At 64.1% G+C, this 19,996-nt stretch carries 17 protein-coding genes; 15 read left to right on the plus strand and 2 right to left on the minus strand.

What is annotated here, in order from left to right; genetic code table 11:
• A complete protein-coding gene (locus tag M9914_13415; protein ID MCO5175174.1) occupies window positions 1-675 on the minus strand; it encodes a hypothetical protein in 675 nt (224 codons plus the stop codon).
• Window positions 676-907: 232 nt separating this feature from the next.
• Between M9914_13415 and M9914_13420 the strand changes: the two genes are divergently transcribed.
• Window positions 908-2,419 carry a peptidase S10 gene (locus M9914_13420; GenBank protein ID MCO5175175.1) on the plus strand — a complete coding sequence of 504 codons (1,512 nt, stop codon included), beginning with the start codon at window positions 908-910 and terminating at the stop codon, window positions 2,417-2,419.
• A 33-nt stretch (window positions 2,420-2,452) separates the two neighbouring features.
• Here the strand turns inward: M9914_13420 and M9914_13425 are convergent, their stop codons facing one another.
• Complete coding sequence (locus tag M9914_13425; GenBank protein ID MCO5175176.1) at window positions 2,453-3,004, minus strand: NAD(P)H-dependent oxidoreductase; 552 nt, start codon at window positions 3,002-3,004, stop codon at window positions 2,453-2,455.
• A 368-nt stretch (window positions 3,005-3,372) separates the two neighbouring features.
• On the opposite strand from M9914_13425, the gene M9914_13430 reads away from it, so the two are divergent.
• The 14 genes from M9914_13430 (at window position 3,373) to cas7c (ending at window position 19,994) form a co-directional block, all read left to right on the plus strand.
• The gene (locus M9914_13430; GenBank protein MCO5175177.1) at window positions 3,373-4,167 is read left to right on the plus strand and encodes a DeoR/GlpR family DNA-binding transcription regulator; all 795 of its coding nucleotides are present in this window, start codon (window positions 3,373-3,375) and stop codon (window positions 4,165-4,167) included.
• A gap of 46 nt (window positions 4,168-4,213) precedes the next feature.
• Window positions 4,214-5,050, plus strand: a complete 837-nt coding sequence (locus M9914_13435; GenBank protein MCO5175178.1) for a BtpA/SgcQ family protein — start codon at window positions 4,214-4,216, stop codon at window positions 5,048-5,050.
• Complete coding sequence (locus M9914_13440; protein ID MCO5175179.1) at window positions 5,043-6,344, plus strand: amidohydrolase family protein; 1,302 nt, start codon at window positions 5,043-5,045, stop codon at window positions 6,342-6,344. Before M9914_13435 ends, M9914_13440 begins: the two co-directional genes overlap by 8 nt.
• A 54-nt stretch (window positions 6,345-6,398) precedes the next feature.
• Window positions 6,399-7,184 carry a creatininase family protein gene (locus tag M9914_13445; protein MCO5175180.1) on the plus strand — a complete coding sequence of 262 codons (786 nt, stop codon included), beginning with the start codon at window positions 6,399-6,401 and terminating at the stop codon, window positions 7,182-7,184.
• Window positions 7,185-7,476: 292 nt separating this feature from the next.
• On the plus strand, window positions 7,477-8,277 hold the full coding sequence (locus M9914_13450; GenBank protein MCO5175181.1) for an SDR family oxidoreductase: 801 nt from the start codon (window positions 7,477-7,479) through the stop codon (window positions 8,275-8,277).
• Window positions 8,278-8,392: 115 nt separating this feature from the next.
• Window positions 8,393-9,652, plus strand: a complete 1,260-nt coding sequence (locus M9914_13455) for an extracellular solute-binding protein (protein ID MCO5175182.1) — start codon at window positions 8,393-8,395, stop codon at window positions 9,650-9,652.
• Between the two features lie 91 nt (window positions 9,653-9,743).
• Window positions 9,744-10,691 carry a sugar ABC transporter permease gene (locus tag M9914_13460; GenBank protein ID MCO5175183.1) on the plus strand — a complete coding sequence of 316 codons (948 nt, stop codon included), beginning with the start codon at window positions 9,744-9,746 and terminating at the stop codon, window positions 10,689-10,691.
• Window positions 10,688-11,524 (plus strand): carbohydrate ABC transporter permease, encoded by an 837-nt coding sequence (locus tag M9914_13465; protein MCO5175184.1) that lies wholly within the window; start codon window positions 10,688-10,690, stop codon window positions 11,522-11,524. The genes M9914_13460 and M9914_13465 overlap by 4 nt, the downstream gene beginning before the upstream one ends.
• 22 nt (window positions 11,525-11,546) lie before the next feature.
• Window positions 11,547-11,975 carry a DMT family transporter gene (locus M9914_13470; protein ID MCO5175185.1) on the plus strand — a complete coding sequence of 143 codons (429 nt, stop codon included), beginning with the start codon at window positions 11,547-11,549 and terminating at the stop codon, window positions 11,973-11,975.
• Window positions 11,976-12,006: 31 nt separating this feature from the next.
• Window positions 12,007-13,548, plus strand: a complete 1,542-nt coding sequence (locus M9914_13475) for an FGGY-family carbohydrate kinase (GenBank protein ID MCO5175186.1) — start codon at window positions 12,007-12,009, stop codon at window positions 13,546-13,548.
• A gap of 453 nt (window positions 13,549-14,001) precedes the next feature.
• On the plus strand, window positions 14,002-16,290 hold the full coding sequence (gene cas3, locus M9914_13480; protein MCO5175187.1) for a CRISPR-associated helicase Cas3': 2,289 nt from the start codon (window positions 14,002-14,004) through the stop codon (window positions 16,288-16,290).
• Window positions 16,291-16,595: 305 nt separating this feature from the next.
• The gene (gene cas5c / locus M9914_13485; protein MCO5175188.1) at window positions 16,596-17,303 is read left to right on the plus strand and encodes a type I-C CRISPR-associated protein Cas5c; all 708 of its coding nucleotides are present in this window, start codon (window positions 16,596-16,598) and stop codon (window positions 17,301-17,303) included.
• Complete coding sequence (gene cas8c, locus M9914_13490) at window positions 17,303-19,111, plus strand: type I-C CRISPR-associated protein Cas8c/Csd1 (GenBank protein ID MCO5175189.1); 1,809 nt, start codon at window positions 17,303-17,305, stop codon at window positions 19,109-19,111. The genes cas5c and cas8c overlap by 1 nt, the downstream gene beginning before the upstream one ends.
• Entirely contained in the window at window positions 19,104-19,994 is an 891-nt protein-coding gene (cas7c, locus tag M9914_13495) for a type I-C CRISPR-associated protein Cas7/Csd2 (GenBank protein ID MCO5175190.1), read from the plus strand. The genes cas8c and cas7c overlap by 8 nt, the downstream gene beginning before the upstream one ends.
• Window positions 19,995-19,996: the final 2 nt, after the last annotated feature.

The following is a 19,996-nucleotide window of genomic DNA, read 5'->3' on the forward strand; positions in this document are numbered from 1 at the left end:
TCAAGGCGCCGTGATCGTTACGTCCTCCCCGATCGCGCTGTAGGTCACGCGGCTCACCTTGCCGTCGGGGTCCGTGCTCTGGAAGACGACGAACGCCGGGGCTGCCGGGTCGCCCGCCACCCAGGCCTCGTACACGGCAGTGCCGAGCATCTCGATCTCCCTGGTCGCGAAGCGGTAGTGGGCGGCTTGCGCGCCGTCCACCTCGTCGGTGCCCACCAGCTCGAGCAGGTCGAGGTTGCCGTCCTCCGGCGAGCCGAGCATCTTGGCGAACGGGTAGCTCTCGAACGGGGCGATCAGCGTCGTGACGCTCATGTACGTGAGGTCCATGCCGCCCGGCTGCCAACCGGCGCCCGCGTCGTGGTACATGACGCCTTCGACCAGGATCCACTCGCCGTCGTTGGCGTGGTCGATCGACTCGTCCTTAGGGTCCGTCACCACCGTGTAACGGAAGCTCTGGGAGCCGCGGTCGAAGTCGCCATCGCCGGTCACGGGCGAGCTCGCGTCTTGCACGGGCCAGATGCTGTACTCGAAGTGGAAGCTCGCGCCGTTCAGGGCGCTCACCGCTTGGGCGAGGGCCTCCTCGGCGGGGTCTTCTTGGGGGGCTTCTTGCGCCAGCGCCAGCGTTGGCAGCGCGACCACCAGCGCTAGCACTATGGCGGCTGCTATGCGAGGCATACGTGACATGGGATCCACCTTCCTACTCGCAGTTGCGCGAGTGCTGCCAAGATGGCAGGCCGCAATATAGCTGAGTTGGATGAAGTACCAGTGTGGCGCGGACCTCGCCCGCTACACCCCCGGCCGTCGCGGTATCGTTCGGCCAAAGTCGAATTGCGCGCCGCTGGCGAGCCTGCCGCAAGGCGTCTCCGTCCGAGGCGGCCCGTCCAGGAGGCGCGCGCAAGGAGAGACCGTGACCAACGGGTCAGACACCGCTCCCACCACCGGCGCGCCCGCGGAGGTCGGCGCCCAGCGCACTCCGAAGGACAACCTGGTCGTCACGCGCCACGAGACGACGATCCTCGGCAAGAAGATCGCCTACACCGCCACCGCCGGCACGATCGTGATGAGCGAGGAGGCGGTGGGGGAGGGCGAGAAGGCGGGCAAGTTCGAGGGCGTGAAGCCGCGCGCCGAGGTCTTCTTCGTGGCGTACGAGCTCGACGGCGTGAGCGACAAGAGCAAGCGGCCCGTGACGTTCAGCTTCAACGGCGGCCCCGGCTCCTCCTCCGTGTGGATGCACCTCGGCCTCTTCGGCCCCAAGCGCGTCGAGCTCGACGACGACGGCTACCCGTCCGCGCCGCCCTACCGTCTCGTGCCGAACGACGTCTCGCTCCTGGATGTCACGGACCTCGTGTTCATCGACCCCGTGAGCACCGGCTACAGCCGGCCCGTCGAGGGCGTGAAGGCGAAGGACTTCCATAGCGTCGACGCCGACGTGGAGAGCGTCGGCGCGTTCATCCGCCTGTACACGGGCCGCTACGGGCGGTGGGGGAGCCCCAAGTACCTGGCGGGCGAGAGCTACGGCACGACGCGCGCCGCCGGCCTGGCCGGGCACCTCCAGGAGCGGCACGGCCTCTACCTGAACGGCCTCATCCTCGTGTCGGCCATCCTCGACTTCGGCACGGCCCGCTTCGGCCCGGGCAACGACCTGCCGCCGCTCCTCTTCCTGCCGACGTACACCGCGACCGCCCACTACCACGGCAAGCTCGACGCGGAGCTGCAGGCGCTCCCGCTGTCCGTGCTGCTAGGGCGCGTCGAGGAGTTCGTCCACGAGCGCTACGCGCCCGCCCTCTTCCTCGGCGACCGGTTGCCCGCGGAGGAGCGCCTGGAGGTCGCCGGGTCGCTCGCGCGTTACACGGGCCTGAGCCGGGAGTACGTCGAGTCCTCGGACCTGCGCATCGACATCTTCCGCTTCACCAAGGAGCTGCTCCGCTCCGAGGGCCGCACGGTCGGCCGCATCGACAGCCGCTACACGGGCGTCGACCGCGACTCGGCCGGCGAGCACTTCGAGTTCGACCCCAGCATGTCCGCCACGCAAGGCCCGTACACCGCTACCCTCAACGACTACGTGCGCGGCGAGCTCGGCTTCCAGACGGACCTGCCCTACGAGATCCTCGCCAACCTCTACAAGAGCTGGAGCTACAAGGACGTCGAGAACCGCTACCTCAACGTGGCCGAGACGCTCAGGAAGGCGATGAGCATCAACCCGTACTTGCGCGTGCACGTGGCCAACGGCTACTACGACCTCGCCACGCCCTACTACGCCACGCTGCATACTTTCGCGCACATGGGGCTCACGGCGGAGCAGCGGGCGAACGTGTCTATGTCGTTCTATGAGGCGGGGCACATGATGTATGTGCAGAGGGAGGCGTTGGTGGGGTTGAGGGGGGAGATCGAGCGGTTCGTCGACGATCGCGCGATCTAGCCTAGCCAGGCATCGGTGGGGCGATGGCCATCCCTATCGACGCGAACGCTCCTCGTCGAGGCATGCATCCGCAAGCGCTTGCAGTAGTCCGACCGCCGCCTCCGAAAGGATGTCGTTAGGCACGAAGGCCCTCTCCGTGTCCACGAACTCGCTCACGAAGGGTATATGGAGGGCGGGCTGTAGCGCTCGCATCTGCAGTGAGTAGAGGACCGGTTGCAGGGCTGCGACGGCTCGGCTCCCGGCGGACACCCCTCCGTAGGAGACGAAACCGACGGGCTTGCCGGCCCACTCCTTGAACAGGTAGTCGAGCGCGTTCTTCAGGGGCGCGCTGAAGGAGTGGTTGTATTCGGGCATCACGAAGGCGAAGGCGTCCGCAGCGGCTACGCGTCGGCTCCAAGCCTTCGTGGGTTCTTGCGTGTAGCGTTGCAGGCTCGGATGGAACGGCTCCGTCATGAGGGGGAGGCCGAGTTCTGCAAGGTCTACGAGGTCGACGGCGAAGGTGCCGTGATCCTTCGCTACCCCCTCGAACCAGCGGCCGACTGGTAGTCCGACCCTTCCCTCGCGGATGCTCGCGATGACGATCATCAAAGTTGGACGGTCATTGAACCGATTGCCCGATGCCATAGCAGGTGCCCCATCTAGGTCTGGGTGTCACGAGGTTGGCTCGCGACCCTCTCGCTCGAAGCGGTGAGCGGTAGACGGCCAGTTATGTTCTCGAAGCTCTACAGATAGCTTCCCGGTGTCCTGGAAACGGCGCTGCCTCACCTCCTCCCCGGGGCTGCGGCTCATGGGCCGACCTGCGAGATCCCTGTGCCAGCCGAGCTACTCTCGGCCATGAGCCTGCGCGCAGTTTACACGAGACAAAACGCCAGTTATAATCAAATAAGAACAACATTCATCGGCCAGTCGGGTCATCGGACCCCGGGCCAGATGCATGCGGGAGGCTGAGCAGGTTGGCCAGAACGCTCAAGAGCATTGAGGGGCTCCTGCCCGCGGTACGCCAGTTGCGCGTCCTGCGCGAGGTCGAGGAGCGCGGCAGCGTCCAGGTGCGAGAGCTGATGGACCATTTCGCCGTCTCCGGTGCCACTATCCGGCGCGACCTCGACTGTTTGGCGGAGCGCGATCTCGTCCTCAGGACTCACGGCGGGGCCATGGCCCGTAGGACCAGCACGTCGTTCGAGACGAACTACGAGGAGAAGCGGAAAGCGTTCACGGCCGAGAAGCGTCGCATCGCCGGTGCCGCTGAGAAGTTCGTGCTCGACGGCGAGACGGTGATACTCGACTCCGGCTCCACGACTTTCGAGGTCGCTCGGCTCCTCGCCGAACGCAAGAACCTGACCTTGATAACGAACGACCTGTTCATCGCCGTCCAGATAGCTTTCGATCCGAGCATCACGGTCATCGTGACGGGAGGCACGCTCCGGGAAGGCTTCAATACCTTGGTCGGCCCCCTCACGGAGACGTTCCTGCGTAACGTCCGCGTGGATCACACGATCCTGTCGGCCGACGCGGTCGATCCCGTCTTCGGTATCTCGAACGCCACGTTCGCGGAGTCATCCATCAAACAGCTGATGGTCGAGGCGGCCGGCCACGTGACCCTCGTGGCGGACGCCTCGAAGTTCGGCAAACGGGCGCTAGCGAGAGTCTGCGCCCTGGACGAGGTGGACGTGGTGGTCTCGGACGACACGCTTAGCGACGCGAACCAGAAGGCGCTTCTGCAGGCAGCGACCAAGCTGGTCCTGACATGAGGCACGTAAGACCAGCGAGCCCAGCGGCGCGCGAAGGAGGAGTCGGATGAGTTGGCTCGAGCCCTTGTTCGGGGTCGGAAGACCGATTATCGGCATGTGTCACTTGCCGGCCTTGCCAGGCGACCCCGGCTTCGATGCCGAGAAGGGCATGCGAGGCGTCATGGCGAGGGCCGAGAGGGATCTTGCCGCCTTGCAGGAGGGGGGCGTGGACGCCGTCCTGTTCTCCAACGAGTTCAGCCTCCCTTACCTCACCAAGGTTCACCCCGTCACCACCGCGTCCATGGCGCGCGTGGTGGGCGAGCTCCTGCACGGAGTGCGCGTGCCATTCGGCGTCAACGTACTGTGGGACGCGAGAGCCTCGCTCGATTTGGCGGTCGCCACGGGGGCCTCGTTCGTGAGGGAGATCTTCTCGGGCGTCTACGCCAGCGACTTCGGGCTCTGGAACACGAACGTCGGGGAGTTCGTCAGGCACCAGCACGCTATCGGCGGCGCCCACGTGCGCTTGCTCTTCAACATCGTCCCCGAGGCGGCCCAGTACCTGGCCGAGCGCGACTTCGCGCAGATCGTCCGCACGACCGTCTTCAACTGCCATCCGGACGCGCTCTGCGTCTCCGGGCTGACCGCCGGCTCCGCCACTTCGACGGCCGCTCTACGGGTCGTGAAGGAAGTGGCGCCCGCCACGCCCGTGTTCGCGAACACGGGCGTGCGACTGGAGACCGTCGCCGAGCAGCTGTCGGTTGCGGACGGAGCAGTGGTCGGCACCGCCTTCAAGTCCGGCGGAGTGTTCGAGAACCCAGTCGATGTCTCCAGGGTACGCGCGTTCATGGACCGAGTGAACGAGGTCCGCGGCCCGGTCACCAGCAAGGGAGCCCAGCGTGCCTGACGACCTGATTGTTCGCAACGCTCAACTTAGGCAGCGTGCCGGCCTCGTGGACATCGGCGTCGCGGACGGTGTCATCACGGCCATCGAGCCGCGGATAACCGGCGCCGGGAGGCGCGAGATCGACGCAGCCGGCCGCCTCGTCACGGAGCCGCTGGTGGACTGCCACTTCCACATCGACAAGTCGTTCTTCGGTGAGGTCACGGGGCGCTACGACTACCCCCTGAAGGAGCGCGAAGCCAAGGCCGCCGCGAGCTTCGAGGGCGAACCGCGCTCCGGCATGCTCGACTACGAGATGAGCCACGAGAACGTCGTGCCTATCGAGGAGACGTGGGCGTTCAAGCGCACGTACACGGTGGATGACGTGGCTCAGCGTATAGGGCGCGCCCTCGACCTGGCCATAAGTTACGGCACCCTGGCCATGCGCATGTTCGTCGACGTCGACTCCTTCGCCGGCCTCACGGCACTGGAAGGGGCCGTGAAGGCCCGCGAACGCTACGGCGCCACCATGGACCTCCAGATCTGCGCGTTCCCGCAGGAGGGCCTAAGGACGAACGAGGAGAGCTTCGAACTCATGGAGCGCGCCCTGGTTTCCGGCGCCGACGTGGTGGGCGGGCTCCCATGGGTCGAGTGGACGGACGCCGCGGCGAGCGCGCACATCGACTTCTGCTTCGAACTCGCCAAGCGCTTCGACAAGGACGTCCACTTCCTCTGCGACGATGCCCCAGACCCCATGTCGCGCACGCTGGAGATGGTGGCGGCCAAGACGATCGCCACCGGCTTCAACGGCCGCGTGTCCTCGAGCCACAACGGCGCGCTCCGGCACTATCCGGACGCACATGCCGTGCGGGTCATCAACATGCTCAAGCAGGCCGGGGTCAACATGGTCGCCAACGCGAACGTCAACTCGCTCGGCACCTACACGCGCGTCCCGGAGCTACTGGCGGCGGGTGTGAACGTTAGCTTCGGCCAGGACGATCTGGACAACTTCTACTACCCCCTGGGCCGCGCCGACATGCTCGACGTCATGAACTTCACCGTCCACATGGCGCATCTGGCGACGCCGCGCGGCTTCGAGACCGCCTTCGACATCGGCACGTTCAACGGCGCACGCACCCTGAGACTCGACCGCTACGGCATCGCGGTAGGCAACCCGGCGAACATGCTCGTCTTCGCAGGCCACAACGCCCACCAGGTCCTGCAGATGCAGTCGGACAGGAACTACGTGATCTCCAAAGGTCATGTCGTGTGCGAGACGAACCGCACCAGCGCGCTGCAGCTCATCGGGGCGCGGTGATGCGGGCGGTCATTGGCCACACCAGGCCCGACCCGGTGCTGGTCGCCGGCGCGTATGCCGCCTAGGCGGAACCTGGCCGAACTCACTTACACCGAGGTCGCGGCCCTGGAGAAGGCGGGTGGCCTGGTCGTCCTGCCCCTAGGCTCCACGGAGCAGCACGGGCCGCACCTCCCGCTCGCGACGGACACCATCCTGGCCGATCGGCTCCTGGACGCGGCTTTGGCGCTCCTGCCCCGGGAGGCCCGCGTCTGGCGTCTCCCGGTGCTCCCTTACGGCAAGAGCAACGAGCATGCCGGCTTCGCCGGAACGTTGACGTTGTCGCACGAGACGCTCGCAGGCGTTCTGCACGACGTGGCACGCGGGGTGGCGGAAGCGGGCTTCACCCGCCTTGCGTTCTTCAGCGGCCACGGCGGCAACACTCCGACGCTCGACGTCGTGGCGCGCGACGTACGCGCCGGTACGGGCCTTCACTGCTTCGTAGTCGACCCCGGCATCCAGTTCAGCGCCGTCACCGGGCTCTCGGAACGCGAGCGCGACCTCGGCTACCACGCCGGTCAGGTGGAGACGTCGCTCATGCTCGCTTTGGAGCCCGGGCTCGTCCACATGGAGCGGGCCGTGGCCGAGTTCCCTCCGCCGAGGCCCGGCAGCGTCGGTCTCGCGGGACCGGCGCGCAAGGCGTGGTTGACCTCGGACGTCAGCAGGAGCGGCGTTCTCGGCGACGCAACGGTTGCGGACGCGGCGCAAGGCGGGCGGATGCTCGACGAGATCGCCGGCGCCGTTGCGGCGGTCCTGGCCGCAATGACGGAAGAGGCACCGCCGCCGGGAGGCGAGACGAGATGACGGCAGCCGCGCCTGGGCGCGCCGGACGACGAGCGGGGGTAAACCTTCATGATCGCTCGTCTCCAAGACGCCGGCGGCTGCATGCGGAGCCGCCGAGCGGAGCCTTGACGCCTGGTGCGGGCCTGAGTAACCTTGCACAAACGCTCGTGAATGCTCTTATTCGTTCATCAGGTCCTAGGGCCGATGGCATGGGGGCGATGGACCTGCAGCCATTTCGTATGGAACCCGGGCGGCTTCGGAGTGTTCCAGCATCTGCGGCACCGCATTCAGCTCTTCGCTTAGGAAGGTAGATGTGAACCAGCTAGAAGGCAGGAGGATCCTCGTCACCGGAGCGGGCTCCGGCATAGGCAAGGCCATCTCGCTCATGCTCGCGGCACGCGGCGCCGAGGTTTGGCTTGCCGACCTCAACGCCGATGCCGCGCGCACTGCCGCGGCGGAGGCAGCGGCCGCGGGCGGCAAGGCTCACGGCCTCGAGGTCGATGTCACCCGGGCCGCCAGCCTGGCTGCGGCCGCCGACGAGGTCTTCGCGGCCGCGGGCAGGCTCGACGTGCTCGTCGCGAACGCGGGCGTGTCCACCATGAACCACTTCCTGGACGTCACGGAGGAGGAGTGGGACTTCAACTTCTCAGTCAACGCCCGCGGCACCTTCCTTACCGTACAGACCTTCGCCAAACGCATGATCGCGCAGGGCCCGATAGCCGGCAGCGAGGTGCGCGGAAAGATCGTGACCACCGCTTCCATGGCCTCTCGCCAGGCCGCTCCCTTGCTCGTTCCCTATTCGGCATCGAAGTTCGCCGTAGTCGGCTTGGCACAGGCCGCCGCGAAGGAACTGGCTGAGCACAAGGTGACCGTCAACGCCGTCAACCCAGGGTTCGTGAAGACCTCCATGCAGGAGAGGGAGATCGTCTGGGAAGCGAAGCTCAGGGGCATCAGCGCCGACGAGGTCGTGGCTGATTACCTGCGCCTGACGCCCCTGGGGCGCATCCAGACCCCCGAGGACGTGGCCAAGATCGTGGCGTTCCTAGCCGGGCCGGATTCCGACTTCATGACAGGTGAGGTCGTCGAAGTCAACGGGGGTGCCTGGATCTCGTGAACCGCAGCCTTCAAGCGTCGAACCGGCGCACCTTAAGAGCGGAGGTGAGTCAGCCTATTCTGTCGTCCACGCTTAACCGAGCCGCATTCAAGCTAGACCTTAGGAGGATCACAGCATGAATGGAATCAGGCGAGCCGCAACCTACATGGTCTTGGCGCTATGCGCCATGGTCCTGAGCGTAGCCCCCGCGCAGAAGAGCCAGTACGCAGGCACGAACCTCAACTTCATCGTCGTCTCCGATCAGTTCTCGGCGGCGCTCGAGGCGCTGGCGCCGGTCTTCCAAGAGGAGACGGGCATCAACCTTCGCGTCACCGTCCTCGGGTACGGTGAGCTCTACCAGCGCGCCATCGCGGACTTCATCGGTCATACGGCCCAAGCGGACCTCTACTCGACGGACATCGTGTGGAGCTGCCAGTTCGCGGAGAACGGCTACCTGACCGACCTGGCGTCGCTCATCAAGCAAGACGCGGCCGAGCTCGACCTCGATGACATCCCGACCGTCATGTGGACGACCGGCAGCTGCGGCGAGCAGCAGATCGCCTTCCCGCTCGTCGGCTACGCCGGAGTGCTCGCTTACAACAAGGCCGCCTTCGACGCCGCCGGCATCGCGGTTCCCAAGACGGTGGCCGAACTCGCCGCGGCGGCGCAAGCCCTCACCAAGGACGGCAAGGCCGGCATCGTCATGAACGGTCAGCGCGGCACGCCCGCTGCGCAGGACTGGATGTTCTACATGCTGATGAACGGTGGGAGCATCCTCGGCCCGGATGGCAAGCCCGCCCTCAACAGCCCCATCAACGTCGAGACGCTCGAGCTCTACGCCGACCTCTTCAAGTACGCGCCCGACGGCGCCGTCTCGTACGCCTGGGGCGAACGCGTCACCTCGTTCAGTGAGGGCAGCTCGATGATGATGGTCGACTGGTCCGCCGGGCTCGACTACCTCAGGGAAGGCGCCGTGCCCGTCTCCGGTAGCGCCGCCATCACGACCACCCCTGTCAGAGAAGGCCTGGACCCTGTCTACCCGTTCGGTGGCTGGGGCGTCGGCATAAACGCGGATTCGCCGAGCCAGGGCGCTGCCTGGGAGTTCATCAAGTGGCTCTCCAGCCCAGAGGTCCAGAAGCAGTACGTGGAACTCGGTGGTAAGCCCATCCGGCACAGCACGCTCACGGACCCCGACCTGGTTGCCAAGTACCCGTTCCTGAGCACGATCCTCGAGGTCGTCGAGCACGGTGACGGTGACTTCCGGCCGCGCATCACGCAATACAGCCAGATCGAGGACGCCGTCGGCCTCGCCGTCAACCTCGTGGTCACGGGTCAGGAGAGCGCGCAAGCTGCGCTCGACGCGGCCCAAGCGACCGTAGCCCCCCTGTTCCAGTGACGACAACCCCCTCGTAGACGCAGTTCATAGCGCTTTGCGGCCGGCGCTGGCCGGTCGCAAAGCGCACTAGAGGGAACGAGGCGATCAAAGCGTGATCTCGAGAAGCACCACAGACCTGGTTTCCCCTAGGGGCGGCGCACCGGAGCGCAGGCGGCGCTTCCGGCTCGGCCGCCGCGCGGGCCTCGCTTTCTGGGTCGCACCCGCCCTGCTACTCGTCGGCGTCTTCGCCATCTACCCGGTCGCTTATTCGGTTTATATCTCGTTCTTCAAGTACAAGCTGACGGACCCGACGAAGTCGCAAACCTTCGTCGGCTTCGGCAACTACCTCTCTGCCCTGGCCGACCCGTCCTTCGTCGTTGCGGTACGCAACTCGCTTGCCTTCGTGGTTGGCGCCGTCGGTGTCGAACTCCTCTTCGGGTTGGCACTCGCCGTGCTGTTGAACCGGGAACTCCCCGGCATGGCGCTCGTCAGGTCCATCCTGATAGCGCCGCTTACCCTAACGCCCCTTGTGGTCGCGCTCGTATGGGGCGCCCTATATAACGCCGACTTCGGGCCGGTCTCTTATTACCTGAAGCAACTCGGCTTCCAGCTTGGCCGCGGGCCGGTCGGCGAGCCGTCACTCGCTCTCGCCTCGCTGGTCGTCATCGATGTCTGGCAATGGACGCCGCTGATGGCGCTGCTCCTGTTCACGGGCCTGCGAAGTCAGCCTCTCGAGCTTCACGATGCCGCGCAGATCGATGGCGCTTCGAACTGGCAACGTTTCCTTCACGTCTCCCTCCCTCTCCTGAGGCCGACCATCCTCGTGGCGCTCGTCATCAGGACGATGGACGCCCTCAAGCTCTTCGACTCGGTCTTCGCCATAACCGGGGGCGGTCCGGGCCGGGCGACCGAGGTCGTCAACTACTACATCTTCAAGGTGGGGTTGACGTACTTCGACATCGGCTACGCCGCCGCGATGTCCAACCTGCTCCTGATAATCATCGTGGTCCTCAGCGCCCTATACCTGCGCGTCCTGCGCACTCCGGGGAGCGCATCGTGACGACTACGGCGAAAAGGCGCTGGTTCGGCAACACCGTGTCGTACTTGCTGCTGTTCCTGACGGTCGCCTTCTTCCTCCTACCGCTCATCTGGCTCATCGGGACGGCGTTCAAGCCGCGCCTGCTGTCGTTCTCCGTGCCGCCTACCTGGTTCTTTCAACCGGTGCTCGACAACTTCCTCACGATCTTCCGCCAGATGCCCGTGCTGCAGTACTTGCGCAATAGCGTCGTCGTAGCGGTAGGCTCCACGATCCTGGCTGTCGTGCTCGGCGTTCCGGCCGGTTACGGACTTGCCCGCCACTCCGGGCGGACGTCCAACGCGCTCGCGTTCGCGCTGCTCGTGATCCGCATGGTTCCGCCGGTTGCCATGCTCATCCCCTTCTATCTACTCATGCGTGACTTCCACCTGCTAGGTACCTATTGGAGCTTGATCTTGCTCGACGCGGTGCTGAACGTGAGCTTCGTCGCCTGGTTCATGCGCGGCTACTACGCGGGTGTCCCTCGGGACATGGAGGAGGCGGCCTGCTGCGACGGTTGCACGCGCTTCGGCGCCTTCGCCAGGGTCTCGCTGCCGCTGGCCCTACCCGGGGTCGTCACGATCGCCCTCTTCTCTTTCATCGCTTCCTGGAACGACTTCCTTTTCGCCATGCTCCTGACCGGACGCAACACCCGCACCTTGCCGCTCGGCATCTTGGAGTCGTACCGGGCTTACGAGGTGAGCTGGAACCTGATGGCAGCCGTGAGCCTCTTCGCCGTCGTGCCGGTCATCCTGTTGGGCTTCGCCCTCCAGCGTTACTACGTGAGCGGTCTCACGATGGGGGCGGTGCGGGAATGACCGCCAAGCGAACGGAGCTCTCATGCTAGTAGCCATCCTTGCCGTCATCGGTGGATCGTTCTCCGGGCTTCAGGCTGCTCTCAACGGGCGACTCGGCCACCTCACGGGCACTGTGCAGGCTGTACTCATATCCATAGTCACGAGCTTCGGGGCCATCCTGCTCATCACCACATTGACGCGCACCTGGGGCGCGTTGCCGCGCCTCGCCACCATCCCGGCCGTGCTCTTCACCGGGGGCCTCGCCGGCCTCGCGTTCGTGTTCACCATCACGTGGATAACGCCCCTGCTGGGAGTGACGGCTACTCTGGTACTGACCATCCTTGGTCAGCTGACCATGGGGCTCGTCCTGGATCACTTCGGCATACTCCGCGACGCGGCCGTCCCCGTGACCCCCCTGCGCGTGGTGGCGATCCTACTGGTGGTCGTGGCTGCCTACCTCAGCAGGCGCTGAGCGGCGCAAGGTCTTTCAAGAACGGAGCTCGATGAAAGACGCGATCATCGGCATCGACATCGGAACCACCAACACGAAGGGCGTGCTGGCTTCTACGACCGGCGAGCTCATAGCGGTAGCCAGCCGGGAGGCTACGCTCTATTCTCCGGAGCCGACGTGGGCGGAAGGCGACGCGCTGCAGTGGTGGGCTAACACGAAGTCCATCCTCGCCGAGCTGATGGCCGGCGCGGGCGCCGATCACCGCGTGAGAGCCCTGGGCGTCAGCGGCATGGTTCCGACGCTCATCCCATTGAGCGCGTCCGGAACGCCCCTTAGGAGGAGCATCCAGCAGAACGACGCGCGTGCGTCCGTGCAGATCGCCGAACTGGAACGCCGGTACGGGCAGGACCGGTTCTTCGAGCGCACGGGCGGATCCATCAACCAACAGGTCTTGGCGCCGAAGCTCATGTGGCTCGCCGAGCGCGAACCCGACGTCTTCGAGCGCGCCGAGGTCTTCTGCGGCTCGTACGACTACATCGCCTACCGCCTCACGGGCGAGCTCTTCGCGGAACACAACTGGGCGCTGGAATCCGGGCTGCTCGACATCACGACGGGCGCGTGGTCGGATGAACTCCTTGCCCTCGGGGGCATCGACGCGGCCCGCCTGCCAGGAGTGCGGGCCTCACACGAGATCGTCGGAGAGGTCAGCCTAGCGGCGGCGGCCGAGACGGGGCTGCCGGTCGGCACGCCCGTGATAGCCGGCGTAGCCGATCACGTCGCCTCGGCGTTCGCGGCGGGCGCATCCGGCGCCGGGGACCTCCTCCTGAAGTACGGTGGCGCCGGCGACGTTCTCTACAGCCTGGCGAGCCTCAAGACCGATCCGCGGCTCTTCATCGACCACCACGTGGTCCCAGGTCTCTACTACCTGAACGGCTGCATGGCGACGAGCGGCAGCCTCGTGAAATGGTTCGCCGCCAACTTCTGCTCCGCCGACGAGGCGGCTGCCCGGCAAGCCGAACTCTCGCTGTACGCGTACCTGGACGAGCAGGCCGCCGCGCTCCCGCCTGGTAGCGATGGGCTCGTACTGCTGCCGTACTTCCTGGGAGAGAAGACGCCGCTGCACGACACGTTCGCGCGGGGCACCATAGTCGGACTGGGGCTCAATCACGGCCGGCACCATCTGTTCCGGGCCGTGCTCGAAGGCGTGGCTTACGGCTTCCGGCACCATGTCGACGTGCTGCAGGAGCTCTCCCTGACGCCGGCGAGGATCCTCGCGTCCGATGGCGGTGCCGCGAGCGACCTCTGGTTGCAGATCACGGCCGATGTCATCGGCAGGCCCGTTCAGCGGGTGATAGGCCACCCAGGATCCAGCCTGGGAGCTGCCTTCGTGGCCGGCAAGGCCGTCGGCCTCTTCGACGACTGGTCCGAGGTCGGGAGGTTCGTCAGTCTGTCCGAACCGTTCGAGCCTCGGCGTGCGGCGCGGGCTGCTTATGACGAGTATTACGCGCTTTATCGGGAGACATATCAGCGGCTCGTGGATATGTATCCGCGGTTGGTTGGGGTGCGGGGGAGGGTGGATCGCGGCGCTGCTTGACTTGTGGGTCAAGAGCCGCGTTGTGGTAGGACGGAGACGCTCAGGAAGGCGAGGAGGATCAACCCGTCCCGGAGGGTGAGCGGGTATTACGGCATCGCTACCACGTACTACGCCGCGTTGCCTACGTTCGCGCATACAGGTCTAACGGTGGGGTAGCGGATGAACGTTTCCGTGTCGTTTTGTGGGGCGGGGCGCATGATGTGAGTGCCGAGGGGCGTTGGTAAGGGTATGAAGTGTTTCCTCGCTCGCGTGCCGAGCTAGGTTCTTCCATCTCCTGAGGTTGCGCATAGAATCGTTTCTAGTTTCGTCACGATGAAGCGAGCCGGCGTGGGGTTTGTTCGCCGACTCCGCGTCATTACCTGTCGCGGCTGGCAGGTAGCTTGAATCGTTCTGTTGGGTCTGCGCCGCAGGCGGGAATCCGTAGGACGCTAACAGCAAGAGAGGAGTAATCCGATGAGGGAAGGCAAGCCGCAGTTCTGGGCCCATTCGCCGGATCCTGATAAGGGCATCCCCCCGCATCTTCTCAGGGACCACCTCCTGGCCGTGGCAAAGCTGGCGAAGCACTTCGGGAGGTACATTCAAGTCCAAGGCATAGCCATCGTGCTCTTCGTGGAAGGGATCCTCCACGACCTAGGCAAGTACCAGGACGAGTTCCAGCGGGATCGTCTTGGGCGCGATCCACATACGGGGGAGGAAGGCCTTCCACGCCGGTCGGGTGTGGATCACTCGAGCTTGGGGGCCGTGGCAGTGTATCCGAAGATCCCGCCTGCTCGCGAAGGAAGTTTGAGGTACGCGTTGGCTAGGGTCATCGCGGGCCACCATGCTGGTCTGGTGGATGTGGCCGACTTCCATGGTCGCATGGAGATCGCCAGTGCGGCGAAGAGTCGACAGGCGGCTCTGAAGCACGCTCGTGAGGACTTCCCAGACTTGCAGCAGCTTGTTCAACCGCTAGACGAGGTCGCCATCGATCTGTCCGGAAAGAGCTTCGACGTACTCACACGCATGCTGCTCAGCTGTCTGGTCGACGCTGACCGCACCGATACCGAGGCTCATGCTGATCCAGCGACGCGCTCCGTTCGGACTCGTCAGGTCCAGTCGTTGGCCGTCCTCGACGAGCGCCTAGATGCCAAGATCGCGTCGCTTATGAGCGATGAGACCCTGGTGAAGCGTCTGAGGCGGGAGATGTATGAACGGGTCGTCGCTGCCGCTCCTTTGGAGCCAGGGTTCTTCCGGCTGACGATGCCGACTGGGGGTGGAAAGACATTCGCGTCGCTGAGCTTCGCGCTCAAACACGCTATGCAGCATGGGCTTCGTCGAATCATCTACGGTATCCCGTACACGAGCATCATCGACCAGACGGCGAAGGTCTTTCGAGGCAGCTTGAACGCGCCTGGTGAGGAGAACGTCCTCGAACATCACTCGGCGCTCGAATCGAAGACCGACGACACCGCCGAACCCCAGGCGTGGACTTCTCTGCTGTCCGAGACCTGGGATGCGCCGCTGGTTGTCACCACCACGGTCCAGCTCTTCGAGAGTCTGTTCGCCAACAAGACCGGTCGGCTTCGCAAGCTCCACAACATCACGGGCTCCGTCATTGTCTTGGACGAGGTCCAGACGCTGCCGGCGACGCTCTTGGGACCGATCCTAGACATGCTCAGTGAGTTGGTGGCGAGATACCGGGTGTCAGTAGTGTTTTGCACCGCTACGCAACCGACGTTCCAGGCCATCGACGGCTTCTCCGCTTCAGGCATCGCTCAAGCGCGCGACCTCATCCCTGACGTCAAGGGCTACTTCGAGGCGCTACAGCGAGTCGATTACGAGATCGCCGTCGCCGAGCCCACGCCATGGTCGGTAGTAGCTCGGAAGATGCTAGCTACGTCCAGCGTTCTCACGATCGTGAACCTGCGTCGGCATGCGCGCGAGCTCTACGAGTCGCTTCGGACCGACGACAGCGAGGCCTTGCACCTCTCGACCTACATGTACCCGGAACACAGGAAGGAAGTGCTGGACCTCATCGCGGACCGGCTGCAGGGGCGCCGGCCGTGCCGTGTCGTTTCCACTCAGTTGATCGAATGTGGCGTCGACGTGGACTTCCCTGCGGTCTTCCGGGCGGTAGGCCCGCTCGATTCGATGGTGCAGGCGGCCGGGAGATGCAACCGGGAGGGCAACCTTAAGGACGCCGATGGTAGTCCGGTACGTGGCCGAGTCTGGGTGTTCAAACCAGAGGGTCGGTACGCCCCAGAGGGCGACTACATGGTGAAGGTCGCTGCTGCAGAGGAGTTGCTCGATGTCGATTGCGATCTCAGCGATCCGAGCGTGTTCGAACAGTACTTCAGGCGCGTCTTCAACGACATAGACACGCCGAACCTCGACCTTCAAAGAGCTAGAGAGGAGCAACAGTTCGCTTCGGTGGCTCGGGACTTCAAGTTCATCGATGCCGACACGGTGCCGGTCGTGATCACCTGTCGCTTCGTGAATGGCGAGCGCGTGGCTCTGAGTGAACCTCAGCGCTTGCTGGAGATCCTCACGTCCGCCGACACCAAACCGGAACTCGAAGTCTGGCGCCGGTTGCAGGCCTACTCGGTGGGTGTCTACAGAAGTAGCTTGCCAAGGCTGGCCGGCCTGATGCGCCAAGTCGTTGTAGCCGGCAACGTAGAGCTGGAACTCTATGAATGGACCGGCGTTTACGATGACCGTGTAGGCCTAATAGAGGAGGAGGATGCCGCTAGGTATGTGGCGTAGGGAATGTTGGGCCACCCAGGCTTCCCCGGGTGGCCCGATGCGCATGTCCGACATGTCAACCGTTTCAATCCACGGCGCCAGGGCACCGGACGTGAATCGTAGCACTATCGAGGCGCGAAGTCGCGTCCTACAGAGCAACCGAACGACTCATTTGTGCTACGGTGAAGCCGGGCACGCTTTGAGTCGAGCGCCCAGCTCCGGCTCAGAAGGGAGGTTCGAAGAACCGCGCGGAAAGGGAGCGCAGAAGAGGGCCGGGCTTGATCTGGCTGGCCCTCAATTCAGTTCCGGTTAGAGGAGCCTGGGATATGAAGGAGAAAGAGTTGGTCGAGGTCAAGGTCTGGGGTCCCTACGCACTGTTCACGCGGCCAGAATCCAAAGTGGAGCGTGTGACATACGACGTCATGACGCCTAGTGCGGCTCGCGGCGTGTTGGAAGGCATCTTGTGGCGGCCGGCCTTCTCTTGGCAGGTTAGAGAGATAGCCGTCCTCCGGCCCATCAAGCGGCTCTCCATGCTCCGTAACGAGGTCAATTCGGTGGCATCTGTGAGAAGCGCGCGAGCGTGGCAGGCTGCGGGCGGCGGGTTTTACGCCGAGGGGGACCGGGCCCAGCGGCACTCCCTGTTCCTGAAGGATGTCTCCTACATCATCAAAGCGGATGTCGTCCTCAAGCCTCATGCCGCCGACCCCGTAGCCAAGTACGTCGAGATGTTCAATAGGCGTGTCCGGAAGGGGCAGTGCCATAACCAGCCGTACCTGGGCACCCGAGAATGCAGTGCTTTCTTCGAGCCCCCTCACGGGACGGAGGCGCCGATCGAACTTAACCTCGACTTGGGCCGGATGCTGTTCGATCTGGAGATTCGGCCTGCGAAGAAGGGTCGCCTCAAGTACGTTTCACACGACGAGAACGGGGTTGGTCGGGTTGTGAGCGGCACCGCCGTACCTCGGTACTTTCACGGAGCGCTTCGGGGCGGCGTGCTGACGGTTCCACCTGAACTTTACGCAGGGAGCAGCTGATGCTACTGCCCGCCTTGATCGCGTATGAGCAGAGAAAGGTTCGCGAGGACGAGAGTTTTGAGGTGCAACTGGGCGTTGTTCCCTCAGGGTACCAGCGCCAACCTGTTAAAGGGTTCGTCGAGCTGGATGCGCAGGGTGAGTTCGTCCGTTTTCGGCCCACTGCGGGCAGCGACCCGAAGAAGGACCGAGGGCGTGTCTACATAGTTCCTCACATCATGCGGTCGTCGGCGATAAGGCCTAAGCTCCTTGCCGACAACGCGGAGTACGTGTTCGGCATCGGAAGGAAGACTGACGAGCACGATCCGAAAGTGGCGCAGCGCCATGCTGCTTTCATCGAAGCAGTGCAAGAGTGTTTCGAGGCCACAGGCAACGCGAGTGTGGGCGCGGTGTTGCGGTACCTCAAGGATGCACGATCCGCGCCGGCGTTCGGGGATTCGTTCGATCCGACCTTGAACTACAGCTTCATGGTCGGCGAGCGAAGGCCGTTCGAGGACGAAGACGTCCAGGCTTACTGGGCGTCCAAGACCATCGGCTCAGGGGAGGTCACCGACGACGGTGACATGGCCGAGTCGATGATCTCCGGCGACGTCGGGCAGCTGATGTCTGCGGAGCCGGTCAAGATCAAGGGTATCCCGGGTGGTCAAGTGTCGGGTATGAACCTCGTGTCGGCGAACGCGCCGGCGTTCTTGTCATACGGCCTAGGCTCTTCGGCGCAAGCACCGATCTTGGCCGTCGAGGCCGAGACGTACGCCAACGGCCTGAACCGCCTTCTGAGCGACGACTCCACGCGCTACTCTATCGGTCCAGTCGTATATGTGTTCTGGACGGGGCATGGGGATGTGCCGCCCGTGGCAGATGCCCTTGCCGGCGGTCCTGCGGTCGATCTCTTCGGGCTGGACGACGACACCTCTCCACGTTCCGGCCGACCGGAACAGATTCGCACAAGGCTGAAGAGCATCTGGACTGGGGAAGGCCACTCGCTGGTCCTGGACTCAGAGTTCTTCGCCGTCGCCCTCTCGGCTAGCGGCTCACGAGTCGTCATCCGAAGCTTCGTGCAGTCGACGGTTCAAGAACTGATGGGCCGGCTGGCATACTTCTTCGCTGCTCAGATGCTGGTGCAGTGGGACGGTTCGGCGCCCAAGCCGCAAGGCATCTACTCGCTGGCCGCGAGCCTAGTGCGGAACTTCAAGAAGGAGGCCTCCCCCCAAGGGATCGAGAGCCTGGTCGCTTTCGCCCTATCGGGAGCAAGGCTACCCTATGACTTCCTAGCACGTTTGGCGGGCCGTAACCGTGCAGAGCGGCGTGTGACGTACCCGCGTGCCGTCCTTACGAAGATGACGCTCACAAGTCTTGGAGTGATTCCCATGGGAGAACTAGAACAGGTTGACGCATCGAACCCGGACGTAGGTTACCAACTCGGTCGGCTTCTTGCCGTGCTGGATGGGATTCAGCGGTCTGCCTTGGGCAAAGGCGTCAACGCTACTCTGTCAGATCGTTTCTATGGCTCCATGAGTACGGCGCCATTAAGCGTCTTTGGACGAATCATGCAGGGCGCTCAGCCGCATCTTGCTCGGCTAAGGAAGGAGCGTCCGGGGGCCTACAATCGAGTGACCGCTACCCTCGAGGAAGTTATGGGTCGTATCGACGCAGGCTCCGTGCCGCGAGTGCTGACGCTAGAACAGCAAGCGCTTTTCGCGCTCGGCTATTACCACCAGAGGGCAGAGGTCGGACGCAACATTGCGGCGCACAAGCTCGCGAAGCTCGGCGAGGGAACCGAGAACGCACTTGAGGAGGAAGATGATGGCTAGAGTCGATGACGTTTCGGTGCGGCACGATTTTGTCCTGTTGTTCGATGTTGAGAACGGTAACCCGAACGGGGATCCGGACGCCGGCAACTTACCGCGCATAGATCCCGAGACGGGTCGAGGCCTCGTGACGGACGTGGCGCTCAAGCGGAAAGTGCGGAACTACGTTGACGCTTTGCGCGGCAACGAAGGACGCTACAAAATCTACGTTCAGCAAGGAGCAATCCTCAACGATCAGAACAAGCGTGCTTATACCGATCTGAACATCAAGCCTCAATCCAAGATCGAGTCGCCCGGCGTTCGTAAGTGGATGTGCGAAAACTTCTTCGACGTTCGGACCTTCGGTGCCGTCATGAGCACGGATGTCAATGCGGGTCAGGTCCGTGGCCCCGTCCAGCTCACCATGGGACGATCTGTCGACAGCATCTTGGGCCTGGACATCTCCATAACGCGGGTTGCCTTGACCAAGGCTAGCGATAAGTCGACGAAAAGCGATACTGGTGAGGATCAAGCGACTCACGGAACGATGGGTCGCAAGGCCTTCATCCCGTACGGCCTATATGTTGCCAACGGCTTCATAATCCCTGCGTTCGCAGAGGATACGGGTTTCAGCGATGAGGACCTGGCACTCCTCTGGCAGGCTCTCGTGAGCATGTGGGACCTGGATCGCTCGGCTTCAAGAGGCCTTACGTCCTGCAGGGGGCTCTACGTGTTCACACATTCGTCGAAACTCGGCGAGGCGCCTGCCCACAAGCTCTTGGAGCGCATCAAGCCTAGCAGGCGACCCGACGTTCAAGTGGCGAGGAGCTTTGCTGATTATGAGGTCTCGGTCGAGAGGGACGGACTCCCAACTGGTGTGGAACTCCATGTGATAACGGAGGGGTAATC

Source organism: Trueperaceae bacterium (assembly GCA_023954415.1).
Lineage (GTDB): Bacteria > Deinococcota > Deinococci > Deinococcales > Trueperaceae > JAAYYF01.

Bases quoted from the DNA above. Each gene is read 5' to 3' on its own strand.
- cas3 (MCO5175187.1), top strand. From the start codon at position 14,002: ATGAGGGAAGGCAAGCCGCAGTTCTGGGCCCATTCGCCGGATCCTGAT.
- M9914_13455 (MCO5175182.1), top strand. From the start codon at position 8,393: ATGAATGGAATCAGGCGAGCCGCAACCTACATGGTCTTGGCGCTATGC.
- M9914_13435 (MCO5175178.1), top strand. From the start codon at position 4,214: ATGAGTTGGCTCGAGCCCTTGTTCGGGGTCGGAAGACCGATTATCGGC.
- M9914_13475 (MCO5175186.1), top strand. From the start codon at position 12,007: ATGAAAGACGCGATCATCGGCATCGACATCGGAACCACCAACACGAAG.
- M9914_13425 (MCO5175176.1), bottom strand. From the start codon at position 3,004: ATGATCGTCATCGCGAGCATCCGCGAGGGAAGGGTCGGACTACCAGTC.
- cas5c (MCO5175188.1), top strand. From the start codon at position 16,596: ATGAAGGAGAAAGAGTTGGTCGAGGTCAAGGTCTGGGGTCCCTACGCA.
- M9914_13445 (MCO5175180.1), top strand. From the start codon at position 6,399: ATGCCGCCTAGGCGGAACCTGGCCGAACTCACTTACACCGAGGTCGCG.
- M9914_13415 (MCO5175174.1), bottom strand. From the start codon at position 675: ATGCCTCGCATAGCAGCCGCCATAGTGCTAGCGCTGGTGGTCGCGCTG.
- cas8c (MCO5175189.1), top strand. From the start codon at position 17,303: ATGCTACTGCCCGCCTTGATCGCGTATGAGCAGAGAAAGGTTCGCGAG.
- M9914_13470 (MCO5175185.1), top strand. From the start codon at position 11,547: ATGCTAGTAGCCATCCTTGCCGTCATCGGTGGATCGTTCTCCGGGCTT.
- cas7c (MCO5175190.1), top strand. From the start codon at position 19,104: ATGGCTAGAGTCGATGACGTTTCGGTGCGGCACGATTTTGTCCTGTTG.